Origin of the sequence: Methylocystis suflitae, assembly GCF_024448135.1 — a bacterium.
GTDB classification, from domain to species: domain Bacteria; phylum Pseudomonadota; class Alphaproteobacteria; order Rhizobiales; family Beijerinckiaceae; genus Methylocystis; species Methylocystis suflitae.
Genome location: NZ_JAMRYX010000222.1, coordinates 32,501 through 49,735, shown reverse-complemented (window position 1 = coordinate 49,735; position 17,235 = coordinate 32,501). Strand labels below are relative to the sequence as shown.

Genomic DNA, 17,235 nt, shown 5'->3' with positions numbered 1-17,235 from the left:
GACGCTGGTGGGATTACGGCGTGGGCCGTTGCTGGCGGTGGCATCCCTACCGCCAGACCTGGATGTGGGTCTGCGACTAAAGCAGGATCCTTACGCGCGAAGTTGCTGCGCTAGGCCGCGTAGGAACTCGAGACAGGCGGCCAGCTCGGCGATGTCGATAAATTCGTCGGGCTGGTGCGCCTGGTCGATGCGGCCAGGGCCGCAGACGACCGCAGCCACGCCCGCGCGCTGAAACTGACCGGCCTCGGTCGCATAAGGGACGGCGATTGTCGCATTGCGCTTGGCGAGCCGCAGCGCCAGGGTTTCCGCCTCGGAGCCCGGCTGCGGCGCGAGCCCCGGCACCTGATTCTCAATGGTGGTCTCAATGCCGGCGTCGGAAAAGCCGACGAAAATCGTCCGCCTCAGCTCCTCGCAATAGTTTTCCAGCCGGTCGTAAGCGAAATTCGCCGGCGCGCCCGGCAACGCTCGAAACTCCCACTGGAATTCACAGTCCTTGGCGACGATATTGCGCGCCGTTCCGCCGTGAATCACGCCGACGTGAATGGTCGAGAAGGGCGGATCGAAACGCCCGCTTGGATCGCCAGCCGCGCGCAACTCCTCGCCGAGACGTTCCAGCTCGCACACGAGTTTGCAGGCGACATGCACGGCGCTGACGCCGCGATGCAGATTGGCCGAGTGGATCTCGAATCCGCGCACGCGCGTCACATAGGTGGCGACGCTCTTATGCGCGTCGGCGACCTCCATCGACGTCGGTTCGCCGACGATTACGGCTGAGGGGCGCGGCAGGTCGGCCCCGAACCGCGCGATGACGTCGAGAGGGCCGAGACAAGTGGTCTCCTCGTCATAGCTCAAGAGTATGTGGATGGGGCGAGACAGTTGCGCCGCCTTGAATTCCGGGATCATTGCGAGGCAAGCGGCGTCGAACCCCTTCATGTCCACCGCGCCGCGCCCATAGAGTCGCGTCGCGTCACGCCGTAACGTGAATGGGTCGGCGCTCCAGGCTTGCCCGGCGACCGGCACGACGTCTGTGTGGCCGGACAGGAGCACGCCGCCGTCAGCGTCGGGGCCGATCGTGGCGAAGAGGGCGGCCTTATCGCCGGCGGCGTTCGGCGCGCGCACGAAGCGCACCTCCTGTTCGCGCAGGTAAGCTTCGACGAAATCGATCAGCGGCAGATTGGATTTGGAGCTCACCGTGTCGAAAGCGACCAATCGGGAGAGCAGGTCGATCGCGCCTTCCAGGCGGTCCATCTCGCCGGCCTAATTCAGGGTCGGACGCGACAGGGGGCTGTCGAGCGAGAACGCGGGCACCTCGACGTCGAAAGTCTCGCCGGCGTCGGTGATCATCCGATAGCTGCCCTGCATCATCCCTGAAGGCGTGCTCAGCGGACAGCCTGAGGCGTAGCGAAACGTCTCCCCGGGCTCCAGCACCGGCTGTTCGCCGACGACGCCCGGTCCGCGCACTTCCTCGCGGCGCCCGTTGGCGTCGATGACGATCCAGTGACGCGACAAAAGCTGCACTCGAACGCGCCCGAGATTGGCGATTTCGATCGTATACGACCAGAAGTAGCGATCCTGGTCGGGGTCTGAGCGATCCGGCAGAAAGTCGGGAAGCGCCGTGACCTGAATGTCTCTGGTGATGGAGATGTACATGGATGCAAGATTAGAACGGGCGCCAGCAAAGTGAAATGTTTTTGATTGGGCGCCGATCGCCGCGCAAACGATCACAGACTGTGGCCCAATAGACACACCAATTGTATTTCAGACTCATTTCGTCGCGCCGCGACTATCCGCGATGCAGTGAATTGTAAATAGTGGGTTGTCAGTTTTGACCGGAATCAAAATGCGGCTCACGACGCTTCGCACGCTGCTGCTTATCCTGGCCATGGTCGTCCAGACCGTCGCCGGCGGAGCCGGGCTGGCGCGCGCCGCTTCGATCTCTCCCGAAGAGACGCTTGCAGCTCATTGCCAGCAAGTGCGCGCAGGGGAGCCGTCCGCGCCCAACGACCGGCTGGGCCATCGGCACAACTGTCAATCCTGCCTCCTATGCGGCGAACCGCCGCCCGCCTGGATTTCGTTAGCCTCAGACTATGTTGGGGCGCTGGGCGAATATGCGCTGATCGACGCGCCCACCTACGCGGTGCGGCCGCTCTCCGAGCGATCGTCGCGCGCGCATAGCGCACGGGCGCCGCCCTTCTCACGCGTCTGAGGCCGCGGGCGCGCAAGAGCGCGCCGTTCGGATTCTCGATCTGCCGCCCAAGCAGCCTCCACGTCACTGGTCCGCGTGCGCGTTGCATTCAACGCTGCGGCCACCTCCCGTTATGCCGACTGTCATCGGCGCCCAAGGAACATCGTCATGATCCGTCGCTCTCGCCTCCTTGGAGGAGCCTCGTTCGCCGTCATCAGCTTACTCGCCTCGTCGGCCGCGGAGGCGCAGCAGGCGCTTCCCACGATCAGCGTCGGCGGCGTCCGCAGTCCCGTTCGGCCGGGTCCCGTTGGACGACCGGTTGGCGGACCGGCGCGCGTCACCACAGCCGCGCCGAACCCTGCCCAACCGGCACCGCCGGGATTCAGCCCGCGCAAATTGGCGCTGCCCGTCTATCGTGATCCGACAGGACAGACGTTCACGACAATCCAGGGCAAGGATTTCGAGAATATGCCGCTGCTCTCCGTTCGGGAGATGCTGCAATACAGTCCCGGCGTTTCTTTCAAGCAAGGGAACGGGCCGCGTGACATCGTCATCTCGATTCGCGGCTCTTCGGCGCGCAATGGCTTCGGCGTCCGCAACATCGTGATGCTCGAAGACGGTTTTTCCGTCACGCAGCCCGATGGTCTGTCGCGCACCGATCTGACCGATCCGCACGCCTATGCGGGCGTGGATGTCTATCGCGGCCCCTCGTCGGCCTTGTTCGGCAACTTCGCCAATGGCGGCGCGATCAACTTTCGCACGCGAACCGGCGCGGAGATCGACGGCGTGCAGGTCGGCAGCGAGTTCGGATCATTCGGATATCTCAATAATTTCACGGCCATCGGTAAGCATACCGGCAATGTCGACATCGCCATATTCGCCAGTGACGTGCGCGGCGACGGTTGGACGCTTCACAATCGCTATGACACACAAACAATCAACGCGACCGCACGATGGCAGGTGACGCCAAACGACCTTCTGACTTTCAAGTTTATCCACAACCAGCTCTATAGCGATCTGTCGTCGCGTCTGTCGCTGAACCAGTATTATCTCAACCCCTACCAGGGCGGCTGTTATGCGCTGACGCAGCTCGGCGCTACAAATCCTCTCGGCTATCTCAATCGGTCGTTATGCGCGAGCGCGAACGTGTCGCTCGTTGGCCTAAATCCCTCTGGCGCTTCGAGCTACCAGACAACGGCTTTCTTAGCCGGCTTCAACCGCAACGATCGCCGCGACGTGCTCGGCCTGCGCTGGGAGCATAATTTCGACAACAACACGGTTTGGCGCACGCAAGCCATTTATGACGACAAGAACATCATTCAGCCGACCGGCAGCACCGCCAGCTTACAGGACGAGCCAGCAGTAAACGCCAGCACGGACATTACGCAGTTCGGTTCGCTCGCCGGCTTCGAGGCGAGACATTTCGCCGGCCTCTATTTCAACCGGACGCGCTACACCAGCTACACCAACAATACGTTGCCGTTCGGGACCGGCGCGACCGGCGCACTCCAGGCGAAGCAGAACGCCATGATGCAGAATCTCGGCGCTCGGGGCAGAGAGGAGGTTGCGCTTTCGCGAGACGTGACTCTGGTCCTTGGCCTTGCCTCCGAGATGACCAAGATTGCTGCGGTGCAAGATCAATTCACTTATGTGAACGCCCTCGCCAATCCAAGATTCGCGCAGATCGCCACATTCCAGAGCGTCACCGCCAACAAGACCTACTGGAACTTCGGACCGGAAGCGTCGATTACCTGGCGCATCGTGCCGGAGCTGCTGACGCATTTTCGCGCCTCGAGCGGCTACGGCACGCCCAATCCGGGTCAGCTGTTCGTCAACCAGCAAGGTCGGCCGGGCGCAAACACCGATCTGAAAACGCAGCGCAATACCGGCATCGACATCGGATTCGACTGGAAGCCGAATGAAACGCTGCTCTTCAGCCTCACGGGCTTTCACGAATGGTACCAGAACGAGCAGATTGCGCAGAGTCCTGGCGCCGGCTTGCTCAACTATACGTTCAACGCGCCGGGCTCAGCGCATCGCGGCATCGAAACGCTCGCGGATTGGCGGCCGATCGACGGCTGGAAGGTACTCGCGAATTACTCCTATAACAATCAAATCTTCACCGACTTCAACGAGCAACTGGCCGCTGGCGGCGTGACGGCCTACTTTAACCGTGCAGGCTACAAAATACCCAACGTGCCTGCGCATAATGCGACGGCGCGTCTGGGCTATGACCAGCCCTTCGGAGACTACAAAGGGTTAGGCGCGTTCGTCGAATATGTCTATCAAAGCTCCTATTACCTCGATAACGCCAATATCTTGACGATCCCGAGCTATGGGCTCGTCAACGCCAATATCCACTTCGATAGAGATCTGGGATTTTGGCCGGTCAAGAATTTCGCGATCTATTTCGAGGTGCGAAACATCTTCGACAGAACTTGGGTGGCGTCGGCCAATAACATCACGAACTCGGTCGCGTTGGTGAATGGCGTTGTCGTTCAGAACGGCTATCCGCAGCTCGCGCAAAGTGGAACCGGGTCGATCTACGCCGGCAATCCGCGCCTGTTCCAAGGGGGCGTGAAGTTCAAATTCTAATCGGGTGGGGGTGGAGATCCCGCTGAGACGCTTTGCCGCGGCGAGGCGCTCGTCCCAAGATTAACTTGTCGTGGCCTTCGCTTTTTGCTTACATCAAAGCGCGCATGTGAATTCCGCATGCGCGCCGATTCCAAGGCTTGAGACTTTATGCGTCGTAACTGGCTGACAGTTCTGCTGTTCGCGCTCGCGCTGACCGTTCAGGCCTTCGCGCCTGCGGCGGCGCGGGTCGCGTCGCGGCTGGGCGCCGGCGACGCCGTCAGCGAATTTTGCTTTACCGACGTCGCCTCGAGCGACCGATCGCAGGCGCCGGGCCACGCAAAGGGCCACCACGACGTCTGTCTGTTTTGTCAAAACCATTGCGATGGCGTTGCGCCGCTGGCCGCGCGCGTCATTCATCTCGGCAAGGCGCCCGTCCAATGGACAGCGCTTGATTGGACGGTGGCGGACTGCGCCCTGCCGACCCGCCTGCAAGATTTTTCCCGACAGGCGCGAGCGCCTCCCGCCAACTCCTGATCCTTCGCACGCTGCCGCGCCGCTTTGCGCTCTCGCCCGGACTCCGGGCGCGCGCAACATCGGGCGCAGCTTAAGGACAACGCCGCGTCAAAGCGGCGGATCGGGAGTGAGCCCATGTTTCGTAAACGTAGCCCGAGCGGCCGGGAAAGCGTCGTCGCCGGCGCGACGCTCGAATCTCTAATCGAGCGGGAACGCGCGCAGGGACACGCGCCCGGCATGGCGGCGCTCGCCGCCATCGTGCCGACGCCTCTGTGGCGTGGAAATGACCAGCGCGTCATTCGCCTCATCGACCTCGAACGCCGCGCGAGATTCTCGCGGCCTTTGACCGACGCGACCTGAACCGATGTCTCCGTCGGCGTTCAGACTCGCTTCGCTGCGTCGCGCGCGTGCGCGGCTTGGTGCGATGCTGCTGTTCTCGGCGGCGTCGCTCTTTGCCGTCGCGCCGCTCGCGCGCGGCGTCGCCGAGTCTGGCGTCGGGGGGCGTCTCGTCGCTCAACTCTTTATCTGTTTCGCGCCGGGGGCCTCCCAACCCGGCGCGCTTGCGGGGCGGCTGGGCCCCAAAGACGATCGCTCCGCCTGTATCCTCTGTCAGGCGTTTTGCAGCGGTCTCGCGCCTCTTGAGGCGCGGCCCGGCCCGATCGGCGCGACGCCCGTCCCGAGCTTCAAGCTCGCGCGGACGGTGGCGGACTGCGTCGCGCCGACGCCCCGTCCCAGCCCAGCGCATCGCCCGCGCGCGCCGCCGGAGGCCTAGCGCTGCGTCGCGAATGGCCTGCGTCGGCGTCGACTCTCCTCTCACGTCGCCGCCGCGGGCCGCCGCTTGAATTGTCCGAATTTTCCCGAGGGCATGCTGATGAACGAATTGATCACGGGCGTCGTGCTTGAGACGCTTTGCGCCATACTTGCCGTGTCCTACTTCGTCGCCGAATGCGCGATGCAGGAGGCGAGAATTCCCGCCCGTCGCAAGAGGCGGCCTGGCGCGCAGCCGTAAGGCTCAGGCGCGTGCGGCGGCCCACAACCCGCGCGCGAGATCGTCGATGAGGTCGTCGGCGTCTTCGAGGCCAATCGAAAGACGCAGCAGCCCGTCGCCGATGCCGAGCGACGCGCGCGCTTCCGGCGTCAGCCGCTGATGGGTCGTCGTCGCCGGATGGGTAATGAGGCTCTTGGCGTCGCCGAGATTGTTCGAAATTTTGATCACTTCCAGCGCATTGGCGAGGCGGAAGGCGGCCGCCTTGCCGCCCGTCATGTTGAAGCTCACCAGCGTGCCGCCGCCCGACATCTGACGGCGCGCGAGATCGGCCTGCGGGTGATCGGCGCGGAACGGGTAAAGCACCCGGCCGACGGCCTTCTCTGTCGCCAGAAAGTCGGCGATTTTGGCCGCGCTCGCGGTCTGCTGCGCGACGCGCAGCGGCAATGTCTCCAGACCCTTCAGCATCACCCAGGCGTTGAACGGCGACATGGCCGGCCCGGTCTGGCGCAGAAAATTATGCACGCTCTCTTCGATCAGCGCCTGCGAGGCCAAAATCACGCCGCCGAGACATCGGCCTTGCCCGTCGATGTGCTTGGTCGCGGAATAGACGACGACGTCGGCGCCGAAGTCGAAGGGCTTTTGCAGGAGCGGCGTCGCGAAGACATTGTCGACCACGAGCTTCGCGCCGGCCTCATGCGCAATGTCGGCGATCGCCTTGAGGTCATAGACTTCCAGCCCGGGATTGGTCGGGCTTTCCAGGAAGAAGAGCTTCGTCTCAGGACGGACGGCCGCCTTCCATTGTTCGAGGTCGGCGCCGTCGACGAGCGTCGAAGCGATTCCCAATCGCGGCAGCAAATCCTCGACGACATAGAGGCAGGAGCCGAACAGTGCGCGCGCCGAAACCACGTGGTCGCCCGCTTTGAGCTGGGCGAGCAGGCTCGCGGTCACCGCCGCCATGCCGCTCGCCGTTGCGCGGGCCGCTTCCGCGCCCTCCAGAAGGCACATGCGCTGCTCGAACATCGCCACGGTCGGGTTCGAAAAGCGCGAATAGATGAAGCCCGGCTCGTCGCCTTTGAAGCGCGCCTCGGCCGCCTCCATCGTCGGATAGGCGAAGCTCTGCGTGAGGTAGAGCGCCTCCGACAATTCTCCGAAGGAAGAGCGCTGCGTCCCGCCATGCACGAGCTGCGTCGCGGGTTTGAGCGGCCTGCGGGGCGGGGCGTCGGCGGACATTGGTTCTCCCTCGGCGCGAAGGCGCGCCATTCGCTTGATGCGCGCCGAACGGCGCTGCTACGCAAAAAGCGGGGCTTCCTTAGGGAGACCCGGCCTTTTAGCGCGTTGTTTTTCGTGGCGGCAAGCCGGCCGGCTCAAATAACCACGTGCGCTTATAGAGGCCAGAGGGACCTCAGCTGTCAACAGCCTCGGCTTGAAAGGCGGCGCGATTTGGCGCTTATGCCAGCGCAAAGGAAAGGCGACGGGGCGTAGACGAATGGGCGGCGTGCTTTCCAGCCGGCAGATTCAGGCGATGGCCGAGGCCGGTCAGATCCGCCTCGCCGCGCCCTTGGCGCATGGTCAGATTCAACCCGCCAGTCTCGATCTGCGGCTCGGCCCCAAGGCCTATCGCGTGCGCGCCAGTTTTCTGCCGGGAAAGCGGCGCGGCGTCGACGAACTCCTCTCCGCGCTGAAATATGACGAGATGTCGCTTGAAGGCGACGGCGCCGTGCTGGAGCGCGGGTGCTTCTATGTCGTGCCGCTTCTCGAAAGCCTGGCGCTCGGCGACGCTGTCATCGGCGCCGCCAATCCGAAAAGCTCGACGGGGCGCCTCGATATTTTCACGCGGCTGATTACGGATCGCGGCGACCGCTTCGATGAGGTCGCGCCCGGTTATCACGGTCCGCTCTACGCCGAAGTGTCGCCGCGCAGCTTTTCGGTGCGCGTCCGCACGGGCACGCGATTGAACCAACTGCGTTTTCGCGCGCATGCACAGAGCGAATCGCAGGGCGCGACGCTCGGCGACGCTGCGCTCGCCGAACTGCATCGAACATCGCCGCTCGTCGACGGGCCGCTCAACTTGCGCGACGGCGTCGTGCTGCGCGTCGCGCTCGACGCGGACGCGTTCGGAGGAATTATCGGCTATCGCGCGCAGAAGCACACCGACGTGATCGACGTCGATCGGATCGGCGCCTATCGCATCGACGATTACTGGGACCGTCTGCCATCGCGCGACGGCCGGCTCATTCTCGATCCTGGCGATTTCTACATTCTCGCCTCGCACGAGCGCTTGGCGATTCCGCCCGATCTCGCCGCCGAAATGGCGCCGATGGACGCGGCGATCGGCGAGTTCCGGGTGCATTACGCCGGCTTCTTTGATCCCGGCTTTGGCGCCGGCCCCGACGGCCGGCCGGGGGCCCGCGCCGTCCTAGAAGTGCGCTCGCGCGAAGTGCCCTTCATTTTGGAGGACGGCCAGTACATCGGCCGCCTCGTTTACGAACGCATGGCCGAAACCCCAAAGGCGCTTTACGGCCAAAGCGGCGTATCGAATTATCAAGGGCAGGGGCTCAAACTCTCGAAACATTTCATGGCGGAGTGATCTCATGCGCAAGGCGCTTACTGGCGGCGCGCTCTTTGCGTTCTTGCTCGCGACTTCCGTCGCTGCGGAAGAACTCGGCGCGTCGAGCGCGAAATTCTGGTCGGTTCCGCAAGTCGACGCGCTGCCTTACGACGCGCATAGCCGGATGATCCGCCAGGGGCGCGATCTCATCACCGCGACATATTCCCATATCGGGCCGGACATGCCGGACCGCGCGCAGCGCTATGCCGGCAACAATCTCGCCTGTGGCAATTGCCATCTCGACGCCGGCGTGAAGAAATTCGGTCTGCCGATTTTCGGACTGGCCGAGGATTTCCCCGCCTATAGCGCCCGCGCGGGCGCGCAGATCACGCTTCAAGACCGCATCAATTCCTGCATGACGCGCAGCATGAACGGACGCTCTTTGCCGGTTTCATCCGCGCCGATGCGCGCCATCGTCGCCTATATCCAGTTTCTCTCGACCGGCGTGCGCAAGGGAGAAAAGCTCTCCGGCCTCGGCGCGGGGGAGACCGTGCCGGAGCTCGAGCGCGCCGCCGATCCGGCGCGCGGGCGCGACATCTATCAGGCGCGCTGCCTCAGCTGCCACAACGTCGACGGCGCCGGCGTGCAGAACAGCCTGCCGGGGCATGGCGCGGGCTACGCCTTTCCGCCGCTCTGGGGCTCCGACAGTTTCAACGACGGCGCCGGCATGGCGCGGCTGATCGCGGCGGCGACTTTCATTCATTCCAACATGCCGGACGGCGTCGATTATCTGCATCCGCGGCTTTCCCCAGAAGAGGCCTGGGACGTCGCGGCGCTGATGATCTCAAAGCCGAGGCCCCATCGCGCGGGGCTGGAAAAGGATTTTCCCGACCTTCTGCAAAAGCCGATTGACGCGCCTTACGGCCCCTATGCCGACGGCTTCTCCGAGGAGCAGCACAAATACGGGCCTTATGGGCCGATCCGCGCGAAGTTGAAGGAGATCGAGAAGCAGAAGGCGGAGGTGCGGAATCCGAACGTGAAGTAGCGCCAGTAGGATGGCCCGCTTCCCTCACCCTCACCCTCACCCTCATGCTGAGGAGGCAATCGATCTCGGATGTTTCCGAGATCGCAACCTAAACGCCCAAGTCGCGCAAGCGCGACTTGGGGAGGAGCCGTCTCGAAGCACGAGGGTGAGGTAAAATTTGCGCCAGAAGGGCTTTCCTCGTCCTTCGAGACGCGCATCGATCTCGGGCCTGCCCGAGATCGACATTAAATTCGCAAGTCGATCTCGGGCCTGCCCGAGATCGACATTAAATTCGCAAGTCGGGCAAACCCGACTTGCGGCCGCTCCTCAGGATGGGGAAGCCCTTCTGGCCTCCAGCCCGCACTGAAGCCGCGCCGTTGAAACGGGCGGCCTCCCGCGTTACACAAGGAGGGCGCGGGCGTAGTTCAGAGGTAGAACGTCAGCTTCCCAAGCTGAATGTCGTGGGTTCGATTCCCATCGCCCGCTCCAATCTCCAGCCAACCACGCAAAAATCCGCCCGCAGAGGCTGGCCGCCGCTGTTGAGCATCGTCGCCAAAAGTGCGAAGCGGATGGCGATTGAATCGCGCTCGACCGAAAGCGACTATGCCGCACGCCGCCCATGCTCACGCTCCCGCCGCGCCGCTCAGCGCCCATAGATCCGGGCCGCTTTCGGGCCGCGTGCGCCCGCCCGGCGACAAGTCGGTTTCGCATCGCGCGCTGATCTTCGGCCTGCTCGCCATCGGCGAGACGAAGATCGAAGGGCTTCTCGAAGGCGAGGACGTGCTGCGCACCGCGCAGGCCTGCCGCCAGCTCGGCGCGAAGATCCTGCGCCATGCGGACGGGCGCTGGAGCGTCTGGGGCGCCGGGCTCGGCTCGCTTCTGCAGCCCACCGAGACGCTTGATTTCGGCAATGCCGGCACCGGCTCGCGGCTGATGATGGGCGTCGTCGCCGGCCATCCGATCCTCGCGCGCTTCGACGGCGATGCCTCGCTGCGTAAACGCCCGATGAAGCGCATTCTCGATCCCTTAGCGCTGCAGGGCGCCCAGGTTCTGGAACAGGCCGAGGGCGGTCGCCTGCCGCTGGTGCTGCAAGGATCGAGCGAGCCCTTGCCGGTCGAATATAAGACGCCCGTCGCTTCGGCGCAGATCAAATCCGCGGTGCTGCTCTGCGGGCTGAATTCGCCCGGCCAGACGACGGTGATCGAGGCCGAGGCGTCACGCGATCACACCGAGAAAATGCTCGCGCATTTCGGCGCGACGGTCCTGAGCGAGCCTTACGGCCCGCATGGCCGCAAGATTACTCTCGATGGGCGCCCGGAAATGATCGCGCGCGACGTGCGGGTTCCCGCGGATCCGTCATCCGCCGCCTTTCCGCTCGTCGCCGCGCTGATCGTCGAGGGCTCGGATATTGTCATCGAAGGCGTAATGACCAATCCGCTGCGCAGCGGTCTGTTGACGACGCTGCAGGAAATGGGCGCTGACATTACGTTGGAGAACAGGCGCGAGGAGGGCGGCGAAGAGGTCGCCGACATTCGCGCGCACTTCTCGCATCTTGCCGGCGTCGACGTGCCGGCGGCGCGGGCGCCGTCAATGATCGACGAATATCCGATCCTCGCCGTCGCGGCGTCTTTCGCCAAGGGCGAGACTCGCATGCGAGGGCTCTCCGAATTGCGGGTGAAGGAATCGGATCGTCTCGAGGCGGTCGCCGCCGGGCTCAAAGCCAATGGCGTCGATTGCGAGATCATCGATGACGATCTTGTCGTGCGCGGCGGCAGGGTCGCCGGCGGCGGCATGGTCGAGACGCATCTCGATCATCGCATCGCCATGAGCTTTCTGGTCATGGGTCTCGCCGCCGAGAAGAAAGTCACGGTCGACGACGAGACGATGATCGCGACGAGCTTTCCAGCGTTTCGCCCGCTGATGGAGCGACTCGGAGCGCGCTTCTCGTGAGCTTCGTCATCGCCATCGACGGCCCCGCGGCGTCGGGGAAAGGCACGCTAGCGCGACGCCTTGCGGCGCACTACGGCCTGCCGCATCTCGACACGGGGCTGCTCTATCGCGCGACGGCCTGCGCGCTGCTCGAAGAAGGCTTGCCGCTCGACGATATCGAAGCGGCGGTCGCGGCCGCGCGCAGCCTATCGCTCACCGATTTCGACGAAAAGCGGCTGCGCGCCCGCGACATGGGCGAGGCGGCGTCCGTCGTCGCCGCCATGCCGGCGGTGCGCGCGGCGCTCGTCGACATGCAGCGGGGCTTTTCGGCGCGGCCGGAAGGCGCCGTCCTCGACGGTCGCGACATCGGCACGGTGATCTGCCCCGACGCGAAGGTGAAGATTTTCGTCACCGCAGCGCCGGAGACGCGCGCCACCCGCCGCGCCCTGGAGCTTGCGCGCGCCGGCGAAGACGCCGACTACGCCGCGATCCTAGACGACGTGAAAAAGCGCGACGCCCGCGACAGCGCCCGTAGCACCGCGCCCTTAAAGGCGGCCGCCGACGCGGTGACGCTCGACACGACCGACCTCGACATCGAGGAGGCTTTCGCGGCAGCGCTTGCGATCGCCGAGGCGCGGCGCTGAAAGCTCTCTCACGTTCGAATGTTTGCTTCTTGCAGCAGCCGACCGTTCCGTCACGCCTGGGACTCTTCGAGTTCGAGCGGCGCGCGCCAAATTTTTGGCTGCGCCGCCAGCAGCGCGACAATCTGGGATTGCCTGTTCGCGCCGGTTTTTGCCAACACCGAGCTCACCTGGCTCCGGACGGTGCTCAACTTCACCTTGTGACGTTCCGCGATCTGATCGAGCGTCAGTCCCTCGGCGAGACCTCCCGCGACGCGCGCCTCGGTCGGCGTCAGATCGAAGAGGCTTTGCACCAGCGCCGCGTCCAACGCCGCTGGCCGCGTAAAATGCGTGATCGTCAGCACGCCCAATCCGCCGCCAAAAAGATCGCGCGCATTGCCGGTGACGGGGATCAGATGCATCACCACCGGTCGCTCGCCAGTTCCCCTTGAGGGGAAGGACCGCACCGAGGCTGCGGCAGGATTGCCGAGATCGGCGATGGCGCCCCGCAACAATTTGTCGGCGGCGGGCTCAATCAGCGCGATGCGGTCCCGCGGCAGCCAAACGTGATGCGACGAGAGGTCTTCGATCAGCTCATTGGCCGCAAGCACGCGACCTTCGACATCCAGTATCGCCGCCGGAATGCCAAGGGTCGCGAGCGCCTCGGTCGCCGATCGCAATCTCTCAAGTCGCCAACGGGCTGCGAGCAGACCGGCGCGGGCGAGATGCGGGCGCAGCGCGTCGAGGCGGTCCAGCTCCGCGCGACCGAAAGGCGATTCTCCCTTTCGCCGCTTGACCTGAAACATCACGAGATCGCCATTCAGCATAGGCACCGCGGTCGCCGAGCAATGATGAATGCCGTTGGGCGCGCACCATTCCTTGATGACGGGCTCCTCCGCATATTCCTCTTCGCTAAAGCCTTCCTGATCGGCGACGAAGCCGGCGCGATTGAAGGCGAGAAGCCGGCCCAGAACCTGGCTTCGCTGAAGGCCGCCGCTGCTGAAGAACGCGTCCGCTCCTTTTTCGAGAGCGCCCGAGCAGCGCCATCCGAGCCATGCGTCGGCCCGACGGGCGATGAGGGCGCCGCCGGCGGCGTTCACACCCTTGCCGATGTCATGCATGATACGCGGCCAGCAATCAGGGTCGGCGGCGGCTTCGTAGATGTCGTCGACGAGCGATTCGAAATCTGGCATGCCTAAATCCAATAGTTTAAAGACCTTAAGCGCATCATTTTGAAGCAAGCCTCGGCGCTCGTCCACTGGCGCCGGAATGCACCAGTCGATCCGCCGGCGCGTAAGACGCCGCCCGCCAAGTAGGCTGCCAAGCAGGCTAATGACGTCCAAGGAAGAACGCGTTTTCCGCTTTGCGCCGTCGCCGAACGGCTATCTGCATCTCGGCCACGCCTATTCGGCGCTTTTGAACTTCGATCTGGCGCGCCAGTGCGGCGGGCGCTTGCTGTTGCGTATCGAGGACATCGATACGCGCCGCGCGCGACCTGAGTTCGAGGCGGCGATCTATGAAGATCTCGCCTGGCTCGGGCTCGATTGGGAGCGGCCCGTGCGCCGTCAGTCCGAGCATTTCGGCGACTATGCCCGCGCGCTCGATCGCCTGGACGCGATGGGCCTCATTTATGCCTGCGACTGCAAGCGCTCCGACATCGCGCAGATGGCGGCTGGCAAGCGGGACTGGCCGCGCGACCCAGACGGCTCGCCGCTCTATCCGGGGACGTGTCGCAGCAAACCGCGCCGTACGGCGCGTGAGGTCCTCGCCGAAGGCGGCCTCGCGCTGCGGCTCGACATGCGCAGGGCGTCGACGCTTGCGGGGCAGGGGCTGACATGGCGGGAGTTCGGCGCCGATTCGCCTTCATTGCGCCGAGGCGCAGCCGACGACCCGCAGGGAACGACGATCGCCGCCGATCCGGCGGAATGGGGCGACGTCGTCCTCGTGCGCAAGGATACGCCGGCGAGCTATCATATCGCCGTCGTCGTTGACGACGCGCTGCAGGGCGTGACGGACGTCGTGCGCGGCAAGGATCTCTTTGAGGCGACGAGCCTGCATCGCCTGCTGCAACGGCTTCTCGATCTGCCGGCGCCGGATTATCGGCATCACGGCCTCGTTCTGGACGAGAATGGCGAGAAGCTTGCAAAGAGCGTCGCCTCGACAGCATTGCGCGCGCTGCGCGCGGAAGGCTGGACGCCAGCCGACGTGCGCCGGCGCGTGGGTCTATAGAACTGAAATTCCGATGCGCGCTGCGGCGATGTGTCGACGAGAATCACTTCGGGGTCGATCGTCGTCATGCCAATGCCGATGCCAGCTTCTCCCTGTGTGTCGGCGCACGAACATTTTCTCGGGCTCCGGGTAGCTTTCGATCATTGAGTTCGAAAGCGGCAAGGGAGAGCGAAATGTTCGAGACGATCCAAAGCCTGATCGATCAGGAAGCCAAGATCTGCATCCCGGCGGGCCATCTGACGCCGCGCGCCAATCTCTATGAATTGGGAATGACGCCTTATACGGCGATCCGCCTGCTGCTCGCGATCGAGCGCGAGTTTCGCGTCGAATTCCCGCGCGACTCGCTCAATCGCCGGACGATGGCGACGATAGAGAATATCGTCCGGGGCGTTCGCGCCGCCCAGTTTGCTCCCGCCTACGAATGGCGCCAGGCAGCCTAAGAGAGGTCTTGTCGGGCCAGCCCGGAGGCCGCAACGGAGATCGAAGCTTACCGGCCCTGACGAGTCGCCACTTTCGCGTTGTTGTTGGGAGCCTTCGCCATCAGCGAATCAATGCGGTCGCGCTCTTTCCTGAATTCTGCGAGAAGCCGGCCCTCGATCTCTCGCGTGCGCGCCAGCTTGACGCGCATCGGATCGACGAAATGGCCATTGACCATCACCTCGTAGTGAAGGTGCGGTCCGGTCGACAATCCGGTCGAGCCAAGGAAGCCGATCACCTGGCCCTGCTTGACCCGTGTGCCTTCCTTCACGCTGCGCGCAAAGCCTGACATGTGATTGTAGGTCGTGATGTAGCCGTTGGCGTGCTGGATCTCGACGCGCCGCCCATAACCCGAATCCCACTGCGCCTTGATGACCGTGCCGTTGCCGGCGGCGAGAATCGGCGTGCCGATCGGCGCCGCCCAGTCGACGCCCGTGTGCATCTTGTAATAGCCGAGGATCGGATGGCGGCGCATGCCGAAGCCGGAGTGCGTTTCGCCGATGGCGATCGGCTTACGCACGAGGAATTTGCGGCTCGAGCGGCCGTTCTCGTCGTAGTAGTCGAGCAGCCCATCGTCGGGGGTGAAAAAGCGGTAATAGCGATAGGTTTCGTTACGGGTCGTCAGCGACGCATAGAGCAGCGCATCGCGACCCACGCTCCCGCCGTCCTCCGCTTCGTCATAGAAGACGTCGAACGTATCGCCGCCGGAAACGCCGCGCTGCAGATCGGCGTCATTTGCGAAAACCCGCACGAGCTCATTGATGATCGGCCGCGGAATCTGCTGCTTGAGCGCGGTTTCGTACAGCGAATCGTAAAGGCGCATCGCGCCTTCATCGTCCTCGACCTCATTGCGCGACTTCGACCGGTCATTGTTGGCGAGCGACGTGGGCGCCGTCGGCGTCTGCATGAATGCGCCCCTGTCGGTCGCCGCGACGATCGATTCGATCGTTTCATCGTTGTAAACCGACATGCGGGCGAGCTGCATGTTCTTGCCCGAGCCGTCGAAGTCGGCGAAGAGCAGCTTGACGCGCTGGCCTTCGCGCACCGGTTCGCCGCGCTTGTTCTTGAAGGCGGCGGCCACAGCGTCGGCGCGCGCCCTGGGCACGCCGACGCTATCCAGAACGTCGGCGAGCGTCTGTCCTCGCTTCACGACGACAAGCTTCTCTTCCATCTGCGTCGGCTGCGGCGTATCGCGCGGCGCGATGGTGACGTTTTCCGCCACCATGCGCACTTCGATTCCGGAGAAGGGCGTGAGCGATCCGCCTGGCGTCGCATAAGCGAGCGCGAGAGGATCGATCGCCGCTCGGCTCGTGCGCGTGAGCAGCATCTGGCCGGGCAGGGGCAGCGCCGCCGATTGCGTTCCGGCGGCGAGGCTGGATTTGACCTGCTCGATCACCTGCGCCTGCGCTTCGTCGAGCGTCAATTGGGCGCTCTGAGCCGTCATTGTCACGGCGGCGAGGTCCCGGGTCTCGAACGAGACTTCCGCCAGATCCGGGGCGAGATCGGCGTCCGCGGCGTTTTCGGGCGCGCGGGCGTCGGTCATGAGCTTGAGCGGATTATAGGGAGGCACTTCCCCTGCAAAGCTCGAGGGCGCGAGCGCCAGAGTCGCGGCGACCCGCGTGAAGGCGCGGTTGCGCACGACCTCCTTGTCGCCGGCGCGCGAGGTGGTCGCGGCGCGAAAGGTCTGCTTGGCCGCGACCACGTCGACCGCGCGCATCAGCCGGTCGCCCTTCTTGGGATTGACGCTCTGCTGCTCGTCCGCGTCGGCGCCGCGCGCGGTCTGAGCGCGGGTCGGCGCTTCGGCGAAGCGCGTCTGTTGGTCAAGCGCCGTATAGGCGGCCGCGCTGATCAGCAGCGCGCCCGACAGCCCCGTCAGCACCGTGCCAGAGAGCCAGCGCGTGGAGACGCGTCGTCTGTCGTCCGGCGTGTGGCGACGGCCATCAACCTCGATCGCGGGTTCGTCGCCCAACCAGTCTGCGCCGCCTTGCGCCGTAGGGACAAGGCGGCCGGTCATCTGCAATGCCATTCAACCTAACCGTTGCGTTTCAGTTATGGATTCGGGGAGAGCCGTAGGGATCGGCTTCTCCCACGCACGTCGTCGACGCCTGCGCCGACCGGCATTTTCTCCAGCGCCTTTAACTTTCGACG

At 64.4% G+C, this 17,235-nt stretch carries 17 protein-coding genes, 1 tRNA gene and 1 riboswitch; of the genes, 13 read left to right on the top strand and 5 right to left on the bottom strand.

Annotation, left to right across the window (positions count from 1 at the left end; genetic code table 11):
* Positions 1-90: 90 nt before the first annotated feature.
* Complete coding sequence (gene argE, locus NEI07_RS17085) at positions 91-1,248, bottom strand: acetylornithine deacetylase (protein WP_256036234.1); 1,158 nt, start codon at positions 1,246-1,248, stop codon at positions 91-93.
* A gap of 9 nt (positions 1,249-1,257) precedes the next feature.
* Entirely contained in the window at positions 1,258-1,650 is a 393-nt protein-coding gene (apaG, locus tag NEI07_RS17080; protein WP_256036233.1) for a Co2+/Mg2+ efflux protein ApaG, read from the bottom strand.
* Between the two features lie 190 nt (positions 1,651-1,840).
* Between apaG and NEI07_RS17075 the strand changes: the two genes are divergently transcribed.
* The 6 genes from NEI07_RS17075 (at position 1,841) to NEI07_RS17050 (ending at position 6,281) form a co-directional block, all read left to right on the top strand.
* Positions 1,841-2,206: a hypothetical protein gene (locus NEI07_RS17075; RefSeq protein ID WP_256036231.1), complete on the top strand. Its 366-nt coding sequence runs from the start codon at positions 1,841-1,843 to the stop codon at positions 2,204-2,206.
* A 147-nt stretch (positions 2,207-2,353) separates the two neighbouring features.
* Positions 2,354-4,780, top strand: a complete 2,427-nt coding sequence (locus NEI07_RS17070) for a TonB-dependent receptor family protein (RefSeq protein ID WP_256036228.1) — start codon at positions 2,354-2,356, stop codon at positions 4,778-4,780.
* A 147-nt stretch (positions 4,781-4,927) separates the two neighbouring features.
* Positions 4,928-5,293, top strand: a complete 366-nt coding sequence (locus NEI07_RS17065) for a DUF2946 family protein (protein WP_256036226.1) — start codon at positions 4,928-4,930, stop codon at positions 5,291-5,293.
* 114 nt (positions 5,294-5,407) lie between these two features.
* Positions 5,408-5,632 carry a hypothetical protein gene (locus NEI07_RS17060; protein ID WP_256036225.1) on the top strand — a complete coding sequence of 75 codons (225 nt, stop codon included), beginning with the start codon at positions 5,408-5,410 and terminating at the stop codon, positions 5,630-5,632.
* Positions 5,633-5,696: 64 nt separating this feature from the next.
* Positions 5,697-6,044, top strand: a complete 348-nt coding sequence (locus NEI07_RS17055; protein ID WP_256036224.1) for a hypothetical protein — start codon at positions 5,697-5,699, stop codon at positions 6,042-6,044.
* 99 nt (positions 6,045-6,143) lie between these two features.
* The gene (locus NEI07_RS17050) at positions 6,144-6,281 is read left to right on the top strand and encodes a hypothetical protein (RefSeq protein WP_256036223.1); all 138 of its coding nucleotides are present in this window, start codon (positions 6,144-6,146) and stop codon (positions 6,279-6,281) included.
* Positions 6,282-6,284: 3 nt separating this feature from the next.
* On the opposite strand, the gene NEI07_RS17045 is transcribed toward NEI07_RS17050, so the two are convergent.
* Complete coding sequence (locus tag NEI07_RS17045; RefSeq protein ID WP_256036222.1) at positions 6,285-7,490, bottom strand: O-succinylhomoserine sulfhydrylase; 1,206 nt, start codon at positions 7,488-7,490, stop codon at positions 6,285-6,287.
* A 77-nt stretch (positions 7,491-7,567) separates the two neighbouring features.
* A riboswitch (SAM riboswitch) is annotated at positions 7,568-7,646 on the bottom strand.
* A gap of 100 nt (positions 7,647-7,746) precedes the next feature.
* Here NEI07_RS17045 and NEI07_RS17040 point away from each other — a divergent pair.
* The 5 genes from NEI07_RS17040 (at position 7,747) to cmk (ending at position 12,405) form a co-directional block, all read left to right on the top strand.
* Entirely contained in the window at positions 7,747-8,847 is a 1,101-nt protein-coding gene (locus tag NEI07_RS17040; RefSeq protein WP_256036220.1) for a 2'-deoxycytidine 5'-triphosphate deaminase, read from the top strand.
* Positions 8,848-8,851: 4 nt separating this feature from the next.
* Entirely contained in the window at positions 8,852-9,853 is a 1,002-nt protein-coding gene (locus NEI07_RS17035; protein WP_256036218.1) for a c-type cytochrome, read from the top strand.
* Positions 9,854-10,246: 393 nt separating this feature from the next.
* Positions 10,247-10,321, top strand: a tRNA-Gly gene (locus NEI07_RS17030).
* Between the two features lie 114 nt (positions 10,322-10,435).
* Positions 10,436-11,782: a 3-phosphoshikimate 1-carboxyvinyltransferase gene (aroA, locus tag NEI07_RS17025; RefSeq protein ID WP_256036215.1), complete on the top strand. Its 1,347-nt coding sequence runs from the start codon at positions 10,436-10,438 to the stop codon at positions 11,780-11,782.
* Positions 11,779-12,405, top strand: a complete 627-nt coding sequence (cmk, locus tag NEI07_RS17020) for a (d)CMP kinase (protein WP_256036201.1) — start codon at positions 11,779-11,781, stop codon at positions 12,403-12,405. Before aroA ends, cmk begins: the two co-directional genes overlap by 4 nt.
* Before the next feature lie 50 nt (positions 12,406-12,455).
* Here the strand turns inward: cmk and NEI07_RS17015 are convergent, their stop codons facing one another.
* Positions 12,456-13,574: a helix-turn-helix transcriptional regulator gene (locus NEI07_RS17015; RefSeq protein ID WP_256036200.1), complete on the bottom strand. Its 1,119-nt coding sequence runs from the start codon at positions 13,572-13,574 to the stop codon at positions 12,456-12,458.
* Between the two features lie 139 nt (positions 13,575-13,713).
* Between NEI07_RS17015 and gluQRS the strand changes: the two genes are divergently transcribed.
* Together gluQRS and NEI07_RS17005 are read left to right on the top strand one after the other, a co-directional pair.
* Complete coding sequence (gluQRS, locus tag NEI07_RS17010; protein WP_256036199.1) at positions 13,714-14,610, top strand: tRNA glutamyl-Q(34) synthetase GluQRS; 897 nt, start codon at positions 13,714-13,716, stop codon at positions 14,608-14,610.
* A gap of 173 nt (positions 14,611-14,783) precedes the next feature.
* On the top strand, positions 14,784-15,050 hold the full coding sequence (locus NEI07_RS17005) for a phosphopantetheine-binding protein (protein ID WP_256036198.1): 267 nt from the start codon (positions 14,784-14,786) through the stop codon (positions 15,048-15,050).
* 47 nt (positions 15,051-15,097) lie between these two features.
* Here the strand turns inward: NEI07_RS17005 and NEI07_RS17000 are convergent, their stop codons facing one another.
* A complete protein-coding gene (locus NEI07_RS17000) occupies positions 15,098-17,113 on the bottom strand; it encodes a M23 family metallopeptidase (RefSeq protein WP_256036197.1) in 2,016 nt (671 codons plus the stop codon).
* Positions 17,114-17,235: the final 122 nt, after the last annotated feature.

Excerpts from the sequence above, each read along its gene's own strand:
- gluQRS (WP_256036199.1), top strand. The coding sequence starts at position 13,714 with ATGACGTCCAAGGAAGAACGCGTTTTCCGCTTTGCGCCGTCGCCGAAC.
- NEI07_RS17005 (WP_256036198.1), top strand. The coding sequence starts at position 14,784 with ATGTTCGAGACGATCCAAAGCCTGATCGATCAGGAAGCCAAGATCTGC.
- NEI07_RS17015 (WP_256036200.1), bottom strand. The coding sequence starts at position 13,574 with ATGCCAGATTTCGAATCGCTCGTCGACGACATCTACGAAGCCGCCGCC.
- NEI07_RS17000 (WP_256036197.1), bottom strand. The coding sequence starts at position 17,113 with ATGGCATTGCAGATGACCGGCCGCCTTGTCCCTACGGCGCAAGGCGGC.
- argE (WP_256036234.1), bottom strand. The coding sequence starts at position 1,248 with ATGGACCGCCTGGAAGGCGCGATCGACCTGCTCTCCCGATTGGTCGCT.
- NEI07_RS17045 (WP_256036222.1), bottom strand. The coding sequence starts at position 7,490 with ATGTCCGCCGACGCCCCGCCCCGCAGGCCGCTCAAACCCGCGACGCAG.
- aroA (WP_256036215.1), top strand. The coding sequence starts at position 10,436 with ATGCCGCACGCCGCCCATGCTCACGCTCCCGCCGCGCCGCTCAGCGCC.
- NEI07_RS17055 (WP_256036224.1), top strand. The coding sequence starts at position 5,697 with ATGCTGCTGTTCTCGGCGGCGTCGCTCTTTGCCGTCGCGCCGCTCGCG.
- NEI07_RS17040 (WP_256036220.1), top strand. The coding sequence starts at position 7,747 with ATGGGCGGCGTGCTTTCCAGCCGGCAGATTCAGGCGATGGCCGAGGCC.
- NEI07_RS17070 (WP_256036228.1), top strand. The coding sequence starts at position 2,354 with ATGATCCGTCGCTCTCGCCTCCTTGGAGGAGCCTCGTTCGCCGTCATC.
- NEI07_RS17035 (WP_256036218.1), top strand. The coding sequence starts at position 8,852 with ATGCGCAAGGCGCTTACTGGCGGCGCGCTCTTTGCGTTCTTGCTCGCG.
- NEI07_RS17060 (WP_256036225.1), top strand. The coding sequence starts at position 5,408 with ATGTTTCGTAAACGTAGCCCGAGCGGCCGGGAAAGCGTCGTCGCCGGC.
- NEI07_RS17065 (WP_256036226.1), top strand. The coding sequence starts at position 4,928 with ATGCGTCGTAACTGGCTGACAGTTCTGCTGTTCGCGCTCGCGCTGACC.
- NEI07_RS17075 (WP_256036231.1), top strand. The coding sequence starts at position 1,841 with ATGCGGCTCACGACGCTTCGCACGCTGCTGCTTATCCTGGCCATGGTC.
- apaG (WP_256036233.1), bottom strand. The coding sequence starts at position 1,650 with ATGTACATCTCCATCACCAGAGACATTCAGGTCACGGCGCTTCCCGAC.
- NEI07_RS17050 (WP_256036223.1), top strand. The coding sequence starts at position 6,144 with ATGAACGAATTGATCACGGGCGTCGTGCTTGAGACGCTTTGCGCCATA.